Origin of the sequence: Mesorhizobium sp. M0166, from assembly GCF_040322255.1 — a bacterium.
Lineage (GTDB): Bacteria > Pseudomonadota > Alphaproteobacteria > Rhizobiales > Rhizobiaceae > Mesorhizobium.
In genome coordinates, this window is the sequence record NZ_JAMYTD010000044.1 from 17624 (window position 1) to 32873 (window position 15250).

General features: G+C 57.6%; 11 protein-coding genes and 1 tRNA gene. 7 read left to right on the top strand and 5 right to left on the bottom strand.

Annotated features, from left to right (window positions below):
• Positions 1 to 154 precede the first annotated feature (154 nt).
• The 7 genes from NKJ46_RS29260 (at position 155) to NKJ46_RS29290 (ending at position 9171) form a co-directional block, all read left to right on the top strand.
• Positions 155 to 1024, top strand: a complete 870-nt coding sequence (locus NKJ46_RS29260) for a gluconate 2-dehydrogenase subunit 3 family protein (protein ID WP_352669889.1) — start codon at positions 155 to 157, stop codon at positions 1022 to 1024.
• A 22-nt stretch (positions 1025 to 1046) separates the two neighbouring features.
• Positions 1047 to 2873 carry a GMC family oxidoreductase gene (locus tag NKJ46_RS29265; RefSeq protein ID WP_352669891.1) on the top strand — a complete coding sequence of 609 codons (1827 nt, stop codon included), beginning with the start codon at positions 1047 to 1049 and terminating at the stop codon, positions 2871 to 2873.
• A 15-nt stretch (positions 2874 to 2888) separates the two neighbouring features.
• Positions 2889 to 4406 carry a cupin domain-containing protein gene (locus tag NKJ46_RS29270; protein ID WP_352669894.1) on the top strand — a complete coding sequence of 506 codons (1518 nt, stop codon included), beginning with the start codon at positions 2889 to 2891 and terminating at the stop codon, positions 4404 to 4406.
• 11 nt (positions 4407 to 4417) lie between these two features.
• The gene (locus NKJ46_RS29275) at positions 4418 to 5668 is read left to right on the top strand and encodes a cupin domain-containing protein (protein WP_352669897.1); all 1251 of its coding nucleotides are present in this window, start codon (positions 4418 to 4420) and stop codon (positions 5666 to 5668) included.
• A 26-nt stretch (positions 5669 to 5694) separates the two neighbouring features.
• Positions 5695 to 7617 carry an alpha amylase C-terminal domain-containing protein gene (locus NKJ46_RS29280; RefSeq protein WP_352669900.1) on the top strand — a complete coding sequence of 641 codons (1923 nt, stop codon included), beginning with the start codon at positions 5695 to 5697 and terminating at the stop codon, positions 7615 to 7617.
• A 328-nt stretch (positions 7618 to 7945) separates the two neighbouring features.
• The gene (locus tag NKJ46_RS29285) at positions 7946 to 9028 is read left to right on the top strand and encodes a DUF2934 domain-containing protein (RefSeq protein WP_352669903.1); all 1083 of its coding nucleotides are present in this window, start codon (positions 7946 to 7948) and stop codon (positions 9026 to 9028) included.
• A gap of 69 nt (positions 9029 to 9097) precedes the next feature.
• A tRNA-Asn gene (locus NKJ46_RS29290) sits at positions 9098 to 9171 on the top strand.
• Here the strand turns inward: NKJ46_RS29290 and NKJ46_RS29295 are convergent.
• From NKJ46_RS29295 to NKJ46_RS29315, 5 genes are all read right to left on the bottom strand, one after another.
• Positions 9172 to 11058 carry an SIR2 family protein gene (locus NKJ46_RS29295; RefSeq protein WP_352669906.1) on the bottom strand — a complete coding sequence of 629 codons (1887 nt, stop codon included), beginning with the start codon at positions 11056 to 11058 and terminating at the stop codon, positions 9172 to 9174.
• A gap of 707 nt (positions 11059 to 11765) precedes the next feature.
• Positions 11766 to 11975, bottom strand: a complete 210-nt coding sequence (locus NKJ46_RS29300; protein ID WP_352669908.1) for a hypothetical protein — start codon at positions 11973 to 11975, stop codon at positions 11766 to 11768.
• A 608-nt stretch (positions 11976 to 12583) separates the two neighbouring features.
• The gene (locus NKJ46_RS29305) at positions 12584 to 12751 is read right to left on the bottom strand and encodes a hypothetical protein (protein ID WP_352669910.1); all 168 of its coding nucleotides are present in this window, start codon (positions 12749 to 12751) and stop codon (positions 12584 to 12586) included.
• A gap of 370 nt (positions 12752 to 13121) precedes the next feature.
• A complete protein-coding gene (locus tag NKJ46_RS29310) occupies positions 13122 to 13400 on the bottom strand; it encodes a pyocin activator PrtN family protein (RefSeq protein ID WP_352669912.1) in 279 nt (92 codons plus the stop codon).
• A gap of 83 nt (positions 13401 to 13483) precedes the next feature.
• Positions 13484 to 14866 (bottom strand): adenylate/guanylate cyclase domain-containing protein, encoded by a 1383-nt coding sequence (locus NKJ46_RS29315; RefSeq protein ID WP_352669914.1) that lies wholly within the window; start codon positions 14864 to 14866, stop codon positions 13484 to 13486.
• Positions 14867 to 15250 lie beyond the last annotated feature (384 nt).

The following is a 15250-nucleotide window of genomic DNA, read 5'->3' on the forward strand; positions in this document are numbered from 1 at the left end:
GCCTTATCTTTCCCGCGCGAATATAGATAACAGGCACAATTTTGGATTCGGCCACTACGCTCAAACGGATCGCCGTGGGAGAATCCGCGAAGCTTGGCGGTTTCCGATAATCGATACCTGTGCGGTGCCGCCTGACGGGGCCAAGTCCTCAGATATGAATGATGTCACCTTCGTCTACCCGGCATTTGAGGATCCGCCACAGTCCGTTGAGGTGATCGGTTCGTTTGCACCGCTCTACCAGCGCCTGCCTTTGCGGCGCGTGCGCTTTCTCAACGAGAATACTGCCTTCTTTGCCATAACGGTCTCGGTGCCTCGGCGCGAGGCGTTCTCCTACAAGTTCGTCGTCGATGGAAACGCGGTCCTCGATTCGGTCAACCCACAGGTGGTGCGGGCCGACAACGGGCAGGCCTGGTCCCGCTTTTTCACCTGGGAACACAGCCAGCCACTGTTCTTCGAGTCATTCGAAATGGCGTTAGTGCAGCGCCTCAGCAACCATATCCTACCGTTCCGTACGCGTGAGGGGCAGCGTTTCCTATCATGGTACTACAACGGGCTCGACAACGAGGCGAGGCGAGGCGTTCAGAGGCGGGCTTATCGATTCGATGATTCCGCAGGTGCGGCGATCTACATCGACCATATACTGGCGCGTGAAGAGGCACACCGCGGTATCGACTACAAGATCTGCCTTCAACAGATCGCCCGAATCTTGCGTACCCGGGATCCAGAACACGAACCAGCGGATGTCTCTAAGGATCTCTTCGAACAGCTCTACGGTGAGTTCGCCTCAGGTACGGTGGTAGGATGGGACGTCTCCACCTATCAGGACCCCACCAACTTCCTCAAGCTGGTTCGCCGTCACGTTTTTACTGGCGCATTCTCTCATCCGAAGTACGGCGGAAACGCCGCGCTGGCGGGCTGGTCTTATCTCGATAAAGAGCTTGCGCCCGACCCAAACGGTTCGATCTTCAATTGGCGTCGGAGCCTTGAGAAGCCGCTTGGAACTAGTTCTTCTTATCTCGGCTAGCACTTTTTGGAACAAGACCAGCATGGCGCAGACGGATTTCGATGTGATCGTGATTGGCAGCGGTGCGGGCGGCTCCCCCATCGCCTACGAGATGGCGCGCAAGGGCCGAAGTGTGTTGATCCTGGAGAAGGGTCCATTCTTCCTTCCGCAGGACGAGACGCCAGGAGTCTCTTCGCCCTCCGACTATAAGCGCGACGAAATGTTCGCGACAGGGTCGGAGAAGCGGCTAACCCACGCGCTCGCAAACCGTGCTGTTTCGATCTTCAATAGCCATATCGAGCCGGACCTCAATGACGAACCGCACGTCTACCAGAATGCGTTGGGTCAAGATTACGCGACAATAGAGGGTTATACGGCTCAAGCCGTTGGCGGCGGCACGCAACTGTATGGCGCGGTCTCGCTGCGCTTCACCGACATCGATTTGCGCCTCAAGACCTTCAATGCCGGGCGAACCCTGCCGGATGATCCGAAAGGCGACATCGCGCGTGAGGCGCGGGACTGGCCGATCTCCTACGACGACCTCGAGCCCTTTTACTGCAAAGCGGAACGGCTCGTCGGGTTGAACGGCGAGCAGCTGGGTCAGTCGAAAGCCTTTAGCGATCCCCAGACATATCAGAAACCCCTCACTCCCAATCCAATTAGCGACTTCGCCCGCAAAGGTATGTTGGCACTGGGCATGACGCCCTATCGAACGCCGCTTGCCGTCATCACCGAAGACCACGGGCCAAGCGGTCGCCTCACCCCGCGCAACGAGAATGGCATGCCTGATCCGGAAGAGGCAAAGACAGGCTACGTGAATCGATACGGCGACCCGTTGGGATTAAAATCTAATACGTACGTCGCCCTACTTCGGCCTACCTTGCGTCATCCGAAATTTGGGCCATTGCTGGACCTGCGCGCCAACTGCGTCGTCACGCATCTGAGCCAGCAGAACGGCAAGATTAGCGGCGTCCACTATCTCGATCCATCGGGCTCGGCGCGCATTGCGACGGCGCGCACCGTAGTCGTGGCATGCTCAGCGATCGAGAGTGTGCGGCTGCTTCTGCTTTCCGGCGGGATGGACCCCGAGTTTGACCGCCGCCTGCATTCGGGTATGAGTGTCGCCGACAGCCTCGTTGGCAAGTATTTCCTTACGCATTGCTTCGGTGGAGCAGAGGGCGATGTCCCGGCAGCCGTCGACAAATCACGCTCGCTCGACAGCGACTATGCGACCGATTTCTGCGGGACGAAGGAGTTCCTTGAACAGAATGGACTTTGGGCGGGTGCCGCCGTCTACAACAACACCTCGGACCAAGCGCTCCCAATATCGCTCGGCCGGACTTATGGCGCACAAGACCTCGACACGATCTGGAAAGCTTATGTAGACAAGGCCGACCTAGTCGGTGATGAGTTTCTTGGGTGGCTGAAGGCCAATTTCCAAAAGGGCCTGTCGGTCAGCTTCATGGCAAATCAGGTGCCGATGCGCTCAAACCGCATCGAATTGCATCCATCGGTGCGCGACAAATGGAACCGGCCCGTAGCTTACATCATTAAGGGCTGGCATGAGCATGACCGCTACTTGATGACTCGCATGGCCGGAATGTGTCGCGACATTCTGCAAAGCGGTGGGGTGGAGGTGCAAGGTTATGGTCATGTCGGCGACGACGCCCGAGCCCGCATCGCAAACCATATTCTCGGCGGCCTTCGCTTTGGACTGGACCCAGACGATTCGGTGCTCGATCGCAATTGCCGTCATTGGCAATTCGACAATCTCTATGTGACCGACGGATCCTTCATGCCGACTTCGGGCGGCGCGAATCCCACATTGACCATCCAGGCGAACGCTTTCCGCGTCGCCGACAAGCTCTAAGCTGGAGAAACCGCGGTGAGCGTTCCTTCTGGACGAATGTATCTCGAGCGGCCGCCGTCGGCGGAAGAGACCTTTCGGCGACTTGTAGGGGATAGTGGAACAGCGGTGACGTCGCTGCCGCCGAGCATCGGATTGGGTAGTCCTACATCCGGCCTGCAGAGCGGTACCATCCGCCCGGAGATCCCGCAAACGGCGCAGCCGCAGGGCGACACGCTGTTCGAGTTCCGGGACATCTATTCGTCGCCTGAAAATCAGATCTTCAAGGTTGTCTTCTTCCCGGACCGTATCTTCCACGCACAGTATCTCAACGCCACCCGCGCTCCACAACGCTACCGCTATGCGGTATCTGACGCCCGGTCGGTGCTCGATATTTCGGTGCTGAAGGCTCAGGTTTTCATGGATGGTCGCAAGCTCGCGAATCTGGTGCGTATTGAGTACCGGGCTGGTCGCCTCATTGAGAAGACGCGCGAGGTCGGTCGATTCCTGCGTGAGGAGGTGATCGTCAAAGTCCGGCTTGCCGGTAAGGCGTTCGTGCGCAACGCGCAGGGCCAGGTTCTGGACGAAAACGGCAACATCCATCTGCCCGAGGGTGACGTTGCGCCGAAGACGGAAGCGCGGATCGTCGAATCTTTCGTCAAGATGCACTTCTGCCCATGGATCAACGCCTATCAGGTCGAGATCTGGCAGACACTAGAGCCACCTTCGAATACCCATCACCACTTCCAAGTTTCGGCGCAGATGGGGCCGAGAGGGTCAATCACACGGATCCGCGATTTCGCACCCGTACTGGAACTCATCGACGAAGTTCGCACTGTTGAAATGTTGTTTCGCGAGAATGATGTCGACTATCCATTTGGCAAGCCGATCATCAACATCATGTGGGACAACAATCTCGAGCGCAATTACCAAGACCCGCGATCTCCAGTGCCGAGCGACAACGATAAGAACACGATTCCCGTCGGCAACTATTTCGTCAATTTTCAGAAGGGCTGGTTCCTCGACGCAAACACGACGCTTCCGGTCCGTTATCGCAACGCGATGATGGACCCCGGTAATCCCGACTATGTCGATCCGGCGATCCACCCCGAACTCGGCAACGAAGCAGCTTGGCAGGGCACTCCGCCGCCGCAGGCCTTCAAGGACGCAAATGTTATCGAAATGCGATGGCTGCTGCAGCGGGAGCTGGGTGGCACCGTCGTATTCTTCCACGAAGTGACGATACCGCCTGGGACGACCGAAGGCACCCACTGTCATGTCGGCTCCGAGGAACTCTACTACATCGTCTCGGGTGAAGGCATCGCCTATATGGCGGCAGGCGACGACCCGGAAACGACGGCTGTGGACTCTGCGACAGGCAAGCCGAAATACAACGTGGTCATGCGAAACGTATTCGGCTTGTTCGAACGTGAATGTGTCGAACTCCCGGTCAAGCCGGGCAATGTGATCTTTACCAAGAGCGGGGGCGTCCACGGGATCCGCAACATTGGCAAACAGCCGCTCAAGTTCGTGGCTTTCCTATACCACAGCGCCTGAAAGGAGCTCCCATGCGGATTGTCGATACCGACCCTGTGGCCAGGGCAATGCCGTCAGGCGTGGACCCCGATTATCAGACTGGCAATCCGATCCAGCGGCTCATGGACGTCTATGAGGGATTTTCCTTCGCGGCCGAGCGCGAGCACTATCAGCGAGATCTCGTACAGGCATTGCTTCCGGTCGAGTCCATTACACTTTATGGTCCGCGGCCGCCCAACGAGCAACGCCTCGATCCGGTGGAGCAGGACTTCATCGACTTTCAGAAGCAGAACGTATGCGACTTCGCGCTGGGCGACATCAGGCTTTTACGCGGGTGGGTAACAGTCGAAGACTGGACCGGCCCTTTCCTCCAGCTTTCGTATCGGGGCGGACCGGACAGTCGCCTGTCCGCGGCTGCGAACCATAGTCTCGGTGGAAGCATCCGGCTCTACCTAAAGGTTGGTGACCAGTCCGGAGCTGAGCTTTTGACCGTGCCCTACAACACGGAAAGTGACCGCTACGAAGTTGAGATATGGTCCTATCCAGATAACGATTTGCACGCGAAGCTCGATATGCGCGGTCGAGCGGCGCTCGACCGCGCACACCTGATCCTACGCCCCGATTTGGTCGTCGGGTCAGCCGAGGACTTTCGGCGGGAATCGGTCGAGGACAAGCCTATGAACCTTGTCAGTCCCGGGCACGCGATGCATCCCATCCTGCCGGTGCGCATAGAACTCGCTTGGAGCGATATGACCGGCGCGTTCTGGGATTCACGCCATGGACAAAACTACGTCTATGAATTCTCGATGATCGTTCGCGGCTGGGACAATTATCTGAAGGTCGGCGGCAGCTCGAACCCACATGGCGGCCTCGGTCGGCTCGAATACCGCAATCTTTTGTCAAACTACTTCGAGTTCCAAAACAGCGGGGAGCTCGGCCGTACCCCCGCGCCTTGGAACGCCGACGCGTTCGGGTCCAAAGCGCATCGAGGACGGCCCGAGCCTTTCCTCAGTGTCGACTATATGGACCTACATGTGATCCGACCGAATGCCGGTATCGGCTTGCACAGACATCGCGACAATCAGGAAATCTTCATGGTGATGGAGAACGAGGTTGTCATGATCGTCGGCGATTGGTGTGAACTAACAACGCGGCAGCGCGCCTTTGAGATGAGGACCCTGCCTGCCGGACACTTCGCGCTCCTGAAACCGGGCCAAGTGCACGGATTGATGAATCCGACCGACGAGGACATACCTCTGCTGATGTTCGGCGGATATGACTGATGCGAAAGGGAGGATAAGGGTTGCGAATGGCCGGGGAGAATGACCCGATCGGCGCCCATCTCGTAGACGGCGGCGCTACGTTTCGCATTTGGGCACCGGAGGCGCGCAACGTCTCCGTCGGCGGCTCATTCAACCAATGGAACAAGCTGGCGCTTAACTTGCAAGCGGACGGCTACTGGTGGACCTTTGTTCAGGGCGCGAAGGAGGGAGATCAGTACAAGTTCGAGATTGAAGGTGTTGGCTCCGCGGGCGCGAAGCGCGATCCACGCGGCCGGTCCAGGACGTGGGACCCTCCGTTTCCAGCTTGCAACAACTTCATCACGCAGCCGGCAACCTTCCCCTGGCACGACGCAGGATTTCAGCCTCCTCCCTTCCATCAGCTCATCATCTACCAGCTCCATGTAGGAGCCTTTGTCGCGACGGACGGAAATGGCGTCGACGTGCGCAGGCAGCGGCCCGGCCGGTTTCTGGATGTGTTGGCGAAGCTCGAATATCTCACCGATCTCGGCGTGACCGCAGTGCAGTTCCTGCCGATCCAGGAATTCGAGACCACGCGCTCCTTGGGGTACAACGGTACCGACCTGTTTGCGCCCGAACTCGACTATGCCTTGCCGCCTGGCTCGCCCGAATTCCAACGCTATCTGGACCTCGCCAATGCACTGCTAGCGACGAAGGGGTTTGCGCCATTTCAGCCTGGCGAGTTGGACTGTCAGACTAAGCAGCTCATGGCCATGGTAGACCTGTTTCACGTCTATGGCATCGCGGTCATATTCGATCTGGTCTACAACCATGCCGGCGGGGATTTTGGCGCGGAGAGCGTCTATTTTCTCGACCGGCAGCCCGAAGGCGACAACAGTCGCAGCCTCTATTTCACCAATGCCGGTTGGGCTGGCGGGTTGGTGTTCGCGTATTGGCAGGAGCCGGTGCGACAATTCCTTATCGACAACGCCGTCTTCTTCTTCAATGACTACCATGTCGACGGATTTCGCTTCGATGAGGTGACAGTCATTGATAAGAATGGGGGTTGGAATTTCCTCCAAGATCTCACTGACACTTTGCACCATCGCAAGCCGAACGCGGCGATGATAGCGGAGTACTGGGCTGATCAGTCGGCGGTCCTTCGTGGCAGCGACCAAGGTGGCGCAGGCTTCGACGCCGTCGTCGATTCCGGGCTGCGCGAGACGGTGCGGGGCGTGTTGCGGCAGGCTGCACAAGGCCGCGATGCGGCGATCGGCCTCGACGGGGTTGCGCGGGAGCTTCTACCGAAATACGGCCAGGCCTGGCGTTCGGTGCACCACCTCGAAAACCATGACGTCGTGCGGGTTAACAACGAGTCTGACCGCGAACCGCGGATTGCCGCCGTCGGTGACGGGAGCGACGCACGCTCGTGGCATGCGCGGTCGCGCGCCAGGTGGGCGAACGGCTTGCTACTGACGGCACCGGGTGCGCCCATGCTGTTCATGGGGCAAGAGTTTCTCGAAGACAAATACTGGAGCGACAGCCCGGACTTTTACGGGGACTATCTCATTTGGTGGGATGGGTTGGATCGCGACCGCACCATGCAGGATCATCTTCGTTTTATTCGCGAATTGATTGGGTTACGTCGAAGCGAACAGGCGCTCACCTCCGATGCGATCAACGTGTTCCATGTCCACAACGACAACCGCGTCCTCGCGTTCCACCGTTGGGTGCCGGGTACCGGAAATGATGTCGTGCTCGCGTTCAATCTTCGGGAAGAACCCTGGTTCGGATACGAACTTGGCCTCCCAAAGGCTGGAACATGGCGGGAAATATTCAACAGCGATGTGTATGACGGTTGGGTCAATGCTGGAGCGACCGGGAACGGCGGCAGCCTGTATGCTTCAGACCGACCGATGCATGGTTTAAATGCCTCGGCCGCAATCAATCTCCCCGCTAACGGCTTCATCGTCCTAAGCTGCACTGCTTAAAGAGGAAACCAAGTGCTAATGTACCAGCTGCTTGTTCATAATGACGTAATAGGCGCCCGTCCGCTTTTTCCTGGATCTCCTCGACCCCATTTCATGGTCCCCATTGAAGGCTCATTTATCGACTTTCCCGGACATGGCCCAGCGATCAAAATCAAACAGGTGGCGATGAACCCAGCGCAAACCTCGCCAACTGCCCTCGTCCAAACACGGCATGTTGTAGTCTGAATTTTGTTTCTGGAATGCCAAGCGTCTCCAATTTGGGCAATAGAGATCGAATTCGCCGGGGAACGCCTGCGCTACGGGTAGCCACCCATTCACAAGATTTGCAATGTCGGTGGTGGAATCGCTCTCAACCGACAAGTGGAGCACCGATCCGATGGCCAACATTCATAGAAGGATCAGCTTCGCGCGGGATAACGTCGGTCTCGTTCTGCACAGCGCCGTCTGGCGGTCGGTCGATTCAGGCATATCGTGGTCCAAGGTGCTGGAGGACGAGCGCTACAGTGCCCTCTTGGCGCTGCCCGGCGACTTCGTCGTCGCGGCTGGAGAAGAGGGCCGGTTTGCGATCTCGCATAACGCCGGCGAGACGTGGAACGAATCCAGGCTGGCCGTCAATGGTGACATTACGGCCATAGCCGCGCCGGATCCGTCGAACATCACTGTTTCGACTACTGGCGGTCAGGTCCTTGTGTCGACGGATCAGGGGACGGTGTGGACCGAAATCCCCATGCCCTGCCGAGATTTCGACGTGGATGATCTAGAAAGTCGTGAACCCGGCCAAATCTGGCTGCTTCAGAGGCCCAGGGAGGAAGCGGTTCGCACCGCTGCATACTACCTGTGGCTTTCACGCCAGAAGGCGGCCGCCGCGAAGAACAATGAGCAGGCTGACTGGTTCACCGCGCGGGAACGCCTCCTAACACGGTCCCTTCACTATACCCCCGACTTCGGGCGCAGATGGATCGCGGCCGAGATGCCAGCCTGCACATTCGACGGCCTGAGGCGAATCGGTGACGACGAGGTGGTCGCGCTCAGCAGTGGGCACGGGTGCGTATCAGCCCGGTTAGGTGACGATTGCATCACCCTATCCCACATGGCTGCGGGTTCTGGCTGGTGTTGCGATGCCATTGCTCGCAACAGCATCTGTTATGCGGGGTACTCACACTCGGCCGGGCTTTTCGCCACAACGCACGATGCCGGCATGACCTGGCATGAGGTCCAGATTTCCGACAACGGCGTCACAGACGTGTTCTTCAAAGACGACCTGCGCGGCTGGGCTCTGGTGGGCAGCTATGGCGGGACCATGGTATGGGGAACGTCAAACGGAGGGCTGACTTGGTCCAGGCTCACGCAGCCTCGGTTGGTTCAGTGGGGCGGGCGCCGGTTCAAGGGGCTGACCTCTCCTTTCGCTTAGACTTACGCCGCACCGCGGGACGGCAGCCCAACAATTGACCGCAGGCAAGAATTCGCCGATGTTAGTATAGGGCCTGTAGCTCAGCTGGTTAGAGCGTCCGCTAGTTAGGCGGGAGGTCGTATGTTCGAGTCGTACCAGGCCCGCTACATTGTCAGGTCAGTGACAGTTTGCCATTCCGTGAACTGATTCAAGCTTTCTGCAGACAGGCTCCCAGAGATGACTTCGCTAAGAGCCTTAAGCAAGAGAATTTGCTTATGGCCGTCCGCTGCGGCGTGATTCACGGTCGGAGTAAGGTCCCAGCCTGGTGATCTGATGCCATCGTGTATTAGACCATGTATTGTGCTAAGATAGCCGCCTCGTTTCGCCTCTTGATCGTGAGCCAAGAGATAGAAAAGTCCTTCGAGCCGAAGAATGGCACTACTCGACCTAGTAACGGCGGTTTTGACGAAACGGTAAGCCCTTCCTTGGTCACCGGACACGTATAGTAACTGGCCAAAATTAGCCAAAGTCCTGAAATGACTAGGATTAATATCTATCGATCGTTCATAGTATTCTATAGCTTCCTCGCGACGATCATAGGCGCGCCAGAGGAAATTGGCATAGCTGCTCAGCGTTTCAGCATCAGAAAAATCAGCCTGCAAAGCTCTTTGATAGAAGGAATCTGCATCCTCCCGTCGCTCCAAGCCCCTTCGAGTCCACAGAAAACTTGCGAGGGTGCCAAGCGCCAGTGGATCGTAGGGATTGCTCCTGCAGGCGCGGCGCAGTAGCGCTTCTGCCTCGTCTAGCGGGCCTGGCTTATCGAGGGGCGCGCGGTCGACTATGAAGCTCGCGTAGTGACAGAGGGTTGGTACATTGTCGGGGTCTAGAGTAAGGGCGACTTCGAATTGGCTTCGGGCAGCGTCATACCTGCCCATCTTGCGCAGGTGTTGAGCGTAGAAGCCAGCTAGCCGGGCACTGCGCGGTAGGCGTGCAATCGCTTCAGCGAGTACTTCATTACGTCGCTCTTCAGGCAGACGGCGGGCTAAGTCGATCGCGATCTCCGCCTTTGCGTCCACCGCCGGTTCAGGCCCTCGAGTGCCGGTCCCTCCAACTCGTCGCGAAAGAGCCTCGCGGGAATGCTCGTAAGAGGACATCAGAAGAGAAAGGCGCCTCGGCGAAGGCTGAGCGATCCCAAATTCAAGGTCCAGATTCATCATAGCCTCATCGAAGTCCTGATGCTGAACCCACACGCACTTCCTTTCTTGCAACCAGTCATGCATATCCGGATTGCGGGGCAAGGTTTTCCCCACCCAAAAGACCCCATTTGTCAGCGCTTCAGATGGCAGCCGGCGTAACGTAGTAATTACGCTCTTGTCGTTTCCCCCGTAACCGAAGAACACTAGGCCACGACCCCCCAGAATTGCACCTAGAGCCGACGCAAGGGATGTCGGCAATTCGTCCGTTTCAGTTCCAAGATTCCTGGGGTCGAGCGCGTCACCGTGAACCTTGACGATTAATGGCCTCGCCGGGTCGGGCACCGCGTGCCCTCCCATGTCCTCGTGGGCGATGACCGTTGGCTTTGCATGATGGTAGAGAAACAGAGCGTCCTGCAAAAGATCGTCGAAATTTGTCGTCAGGACGACATTGCACAACGAACCAAGCGTCTTGCTGGTCATTATGGACCCTAAAGTTGCGTAGCCAAATCCTGGGTCCTTAAGGGAAATGAAACGCTGCACCTCCATCCGCCGCAGCGCGAGCGTAGGAAAGAGCTCTTCCATGGCCAACGCATAAAAGTCGCCCGCATTCTGTGTTGTGAAGCTGGGATACTTTTCAGCATACCAACTTTCAAAATCAAGCGAGGTCCCCGTGCTACGCCTCTTCAGTTCTCTGATCCACTGTAGTGCCAACGTACTCGCTGGGAGTATGCCAGAACTGACAGAGCAACCGGCGCCCAGAAAAAATGCGAATGATTGGTGACCCTTTAGTGTCGCTTCGGCAAAGAGTTTAGAAAAGGTCTTCATGCTAACACGGGCGGCGCTGCTATTGGTCATTGATCAAGCTCCTAGGCATGACGGTCGATATCACCAAACATGCGTCACGTTCCTGAAATCGACTAGGCTTTTCGGTGCAGCTAAACAACAATCACCGATGCGTTGACTTTCATTATAGCCAATGAGAACGCCGGTCATAAGCTTGGGGCCGTCAGGAGATTGTCTGCGGTGGATGAGGGAATACTGGCCGCGGCTTCAACGCCCGTTCGAAGGCGGCTTTTGGCGCAGCAGAAACTCGCCGACCAAAAGTTGCACGCCGCTGAGTCGTTCGTGGCGAAGCGCGACTCGCGCGGTTCGAACGAGCAAAAAATGAATGCTACGAGCGCTGTCAAGACGTCGGTCGACGGCACCAACTAGCGTGGCCTGCCTTGGATCCGCGGCCCGACTTGGGATCGCTTGGCCACTATCGGAATGTCGGACTCCTGCAGTGATAATGCTCAAACAGATCAAGCTAAGATGTTCTTCTTCAAGATCCGGCATATATGCATACGTGAGTTTTGAGAGTCCTTGTAATTTGCAGAATTTTTGATTTTTGCAAGATGCATCTCACTAACTTGGCGATAGTCGATACGCGACTTTCCACCGGAGGAAATCGATGATCGTGCGAGTTCGGCGCGACCATCTCGGCGCGATTTCACCGTAGATGGAGGTAGGGCGCGCTCGTCTGGATTATGCCGCACTCCTTCCCGAACTCGGCAGGCGCGAATTTACCACCAGTGGAACGACACGCCGAACGGATGAATGGCGCCGAGGAAGGCTCCGCCGCCAGCCAGGAGAGCCGCTATGAGCGTGCCGCCGTTTAGGCTGTGCCTGCGTTCCATCGCGATCGCCCGACTCTTCCAGTAGAGTTGGTCGTCTTTGCCCACCTTGAGATTGTCAAGCTCATCAAGGCTCACGGTACGTGGTTCTACTGCCATAGCATTTCTCCTTGGGATAGGGTCAATTGCCGCCTCTGCGAAGGCGGCGCCAATTGCGTCAAAATCAAACGCTGTCATGCACGGCCTATTAGTAACTGCTTATAGTCTTTATTCAATGTCTACGGGGTGCTGTACAACATTTGATCCGGCCGACATCCTAATGCTGAAAGCTCGCGGCGAAGTCTTTAGGGCGCTGTCTGGCCGCCAATCACCATCCGCGACTGGGGCGACGGTCCGGGCTTTCAGGCGATCGTCGATTGCACCCTCAATGCGGGGTGGGACGCGTGGCGAGATCATCCGATCGCTGAGGCGGCTGATCGCCGCCGGGAAACGCCAAGGTCGAGCATCGCGCGCGCCATTGTGCGCCTAGACCGGCCTTAACGATTGCCGGGCGGGCGCCAGACTTCTTACGATGGACGAGAATTGTGTCCACGGGGAGAGGGTCGGCTTGCAGCTGGTTCGCATGGTGATCGAGCTGACTTGCCCCGCCAACGTGCTGCCGAGCGAGGATGCCGTGAATGTTCATTATTGACCCTGCCGGTGCATGAGGGCGAGGCCCTTGCAAAGGCAATTATCGACGCGGTCGAACGGCTGACTCGCCACAGGAATCAGCCAGCCACACCGGCGTCATGATGAACTATGGCGTCCAAGATCGCCTCGTAGACGCTGCCGCTATCTTCCTCGATCTGCGTGCTGCTGAATCGCAAGGACTTGGCGTCGGCAAATACTTGTTGGGTCAGCTTGCTGACGGAGATAACGTTCCACCTGGCAGCCACCGCCCAGAACCTCCGGAAACTCGCCAAGCTGATCCCGGTGCCGATGCCGAAACCGGCGTGAGAGGGCCCTGGCCTCCGAACATCCTCAAATGGCGACCAACGAACACCCTGTCATCAGCCGACTTCTTCAACACATCGGCGCATCTACGATCTCGCACCGCGAATCGACCGGTTCGGCCAACATCAGATGGGACGCAGTCCCAACAAACATGCAGTTCAGACAGTCTATTACGAGCCTTTGTTGAAGTCGTGTCGTACCAAATGCAGTACCGGACTTGAAACGGTTGATCCAGTTCGTCGCTCATTAGGCCATGAGCCGCGGGCGGCTTTGTACGGCAGGCGCTGAACGAACCTCATTTACTCTCCCTCACTACTCCGTGAGACCCCTCATTTCCTTTCTTGCAGCCTCAGCACGGAACTCAAGGTATTTGGCCAAATCGGCTAGATGGACGCCCTTGGCACACTTCTGACTGTCCTCGATCCGCACGAGCGGAAGGGCAATTTCCCCCATGGAAATCTTTCGGACCAACTTCGTTGGCGTCAGGTGGAAGAAATAGTCTCGGCAGACCTCATCGATAGGAATGATGGCCTTACCACCAGTGCTGCAAAGACTGGTGGGGAACGGGAAAGTCTGACCCGATCCGGACAATTGCAATAGGTTCCGCGAAGGTCAGCTTCGGAGAAAAGGCGACATGGGACCGCGACGGAAAAACTGAAAATATTGGACCGTTTTCACTCGAGCCCGATCCACACAAAGCCGTCCTGCTTTCGGCAGGGATATACGATCAGCTTTGCGCGGTTTTTCGAAATGTCACCCAAATATTCAAGGCCCGCCCTGGTACCGTCGTGCTCCAACTTCGCCCACTCCCTGATTTCGCCGGTAAGCAGGTCGAAACAACTCTGATGCCAGCGGCAGACCAGGCCAAGATCTGCGGTGATCGTGCTCTCCGTGTGTGGGAGCTTCAGCACTTCGGCCTGAGCGGAACTTCGGCGTTCGTAGAGCGGCAGATGAAGATGCGGGCAGGCATTGTTGAAGGCGCAATAGTTGTCGGATCCGCGAACGACGACGATATCGTAATCTTCAAAATCGAGAATCCGGCGTTCGTAGGGCTGAAGCTCGTCTTCCGCAAAAGCGCGAATCCACCTCCTGCCGCCCTGACGGATGGTTTCGCGAGGCCGTCTGGCATTCAGCTCGGCGTCAATCTCGGGCTTCAGCCTGACGATTTCGAACAGGCTTGTGCGCTCGCCGGTACCGCGAAGGCGCACCCTGACGAAGTCGGCGATTTCCACCTTTTCGGCGATCTGGTCGCGGAGGGCCTCGGATATCAGCAAGCGCGTACCAGCATCTTTGTTGGCCGCCTCGACCCGGCTGGCCAGATTCACCACATCGCCGATTGCCGTGAGACGTTCGTGTCCGGCGAAACCCAATGTGCCGATGATGGCTTCGCCATAGTTGAGGCCGATACGAATATCGAAATCGACGCCATACATCGAGCTATAGAACGGCTTCAGACGATCGACTGTGGCGAGGGTCTGGAGCGCGGCGTTCACGGCGCGGAGCGGAGCGTCGGGCTGGTCGTCGATGCCGAATATTGCCATGAGCCCATCGCCGATGAGTTTGTCGATGAAACCGCCATTCTGCTCGATGATGTCGCCGACCTGGGCGAAGTAGCGATTGAGCAAATACATCACGTCGTAGGGCGAAAGCCGCTCAGACAGCGCCGTGAAATCGACAATGTCACTGAAGAAGACCGCAACATGCTTTGCTTCGCCGCAACGCGTCGCGGCAGAACCGGCAAGCTGGCTGGTGATCATCATATCGGTTTCGTCCAGCACCAGGCGTCGGACGCGAAGCTCGCCTTCCGGCCTGAGCTGACAGGCCAGCCGAACCTCATCGGCCAATCTCAACCGGTTCGCCATCAGGGTTTCGTCCGGATTCCGGTCCGGGCAAGCCTCCAGGCCATCGAGCACCCAGACGCGGCATGTCGAGCATTTCGCCCGGCCGCCGCATGCGTGGGCAAATGGCACGCCCGATCTGAGAGCCGCCTCGAGCAAGGTCTCATCGGCGGCCACGTTAAAATCGATCTGGTCGGGTAAAGCGGTTACTTTGATCATATCACCGAACACAGGTCCGTCGCGTTAACTGGCTTGCCAGTGTAGCACCAATCGGCTCAGGCAATAGAATCGTGCAAAATTCGGGCACCGACGAAGCCGAAATGGTTTCGTTGCGGGGACCGGACCATAAGACCGCTTGCATCGGCAACGACCGCTTGCTGAGCGGACAACGAGGGTTCATCAGGGCGCGGATCGTGTTGGTGACCTCGCAGAGCAGAATCGGGCTTAGTCGAGATGCGACAACCAGGCAGCAACGATGTACGCCCGCAATCAGCGCGCGAAGCGGACCATCTCGCTCTAATCGTCGAACTTCCGTCAATGGCGCTTCCACGCCGTTCCGGGAGCTCGCATGCTCCTTTCCGTCCAAAAATGTTGATCCGCAGG

Coding starts and splice junctions, on each gene's coding strand:
- NKJ46_RS29260 (WP_352669889.1), top strand. CDS start 155: ATGAATGATGTCACCTTCGTCTACCCGGCATTTGAGGATCCGCCACAG.
- NKJ46_RS29265 (WP_352669891.1), top strand. CDS start 1,047: ATGGCGCAGACGGATTTCGATGTGATCGTGATTGGCAGCGGTGCGGGC.
- NKJ46_RS29275 (WP_352669897.1), top strand. CDS start 4,418: ATGCGGATTGTCGATACCGACCCTGTGGCCAGGGCAATGCCGTCAGGC.
- NKJ46_RS29280 (WP_352669900.1), top strand. CDS start 5,695: ATGGCCGGGGAGAATGACCCGATCGGCGCCCATCTCGTAGACGGCGGC.
- NKJ46_RS29285 (WP_352669903.1), top strand. CDS start 7,946: ATGTCGGTGGTGGAATCGCTCTCAACCGACAAGTGGAGCACCGATCCG.
- NKJ46_RS29295 (WP_352669906.1), bottom strand. CDS start 11,058: ATGACCAATAGCAGCGCCGCCCGTGTTAGCATGAAGACCTTTTCTAAA.
- NKJ46_RS29300 (WP_352669908.1), bottom strand. CDS start 11,975: ATGGCAGTAGAACCACGTACCGTGAGCCTTGATGAGCTTGACAATCTC.
- NKJ46_RS29315 (WP_352669914.1), bottom strand. CDS start 14,866: ATGATCAAAGTAACCGCTTTACCCGACCAGATCGATTTTAACGTGGCC.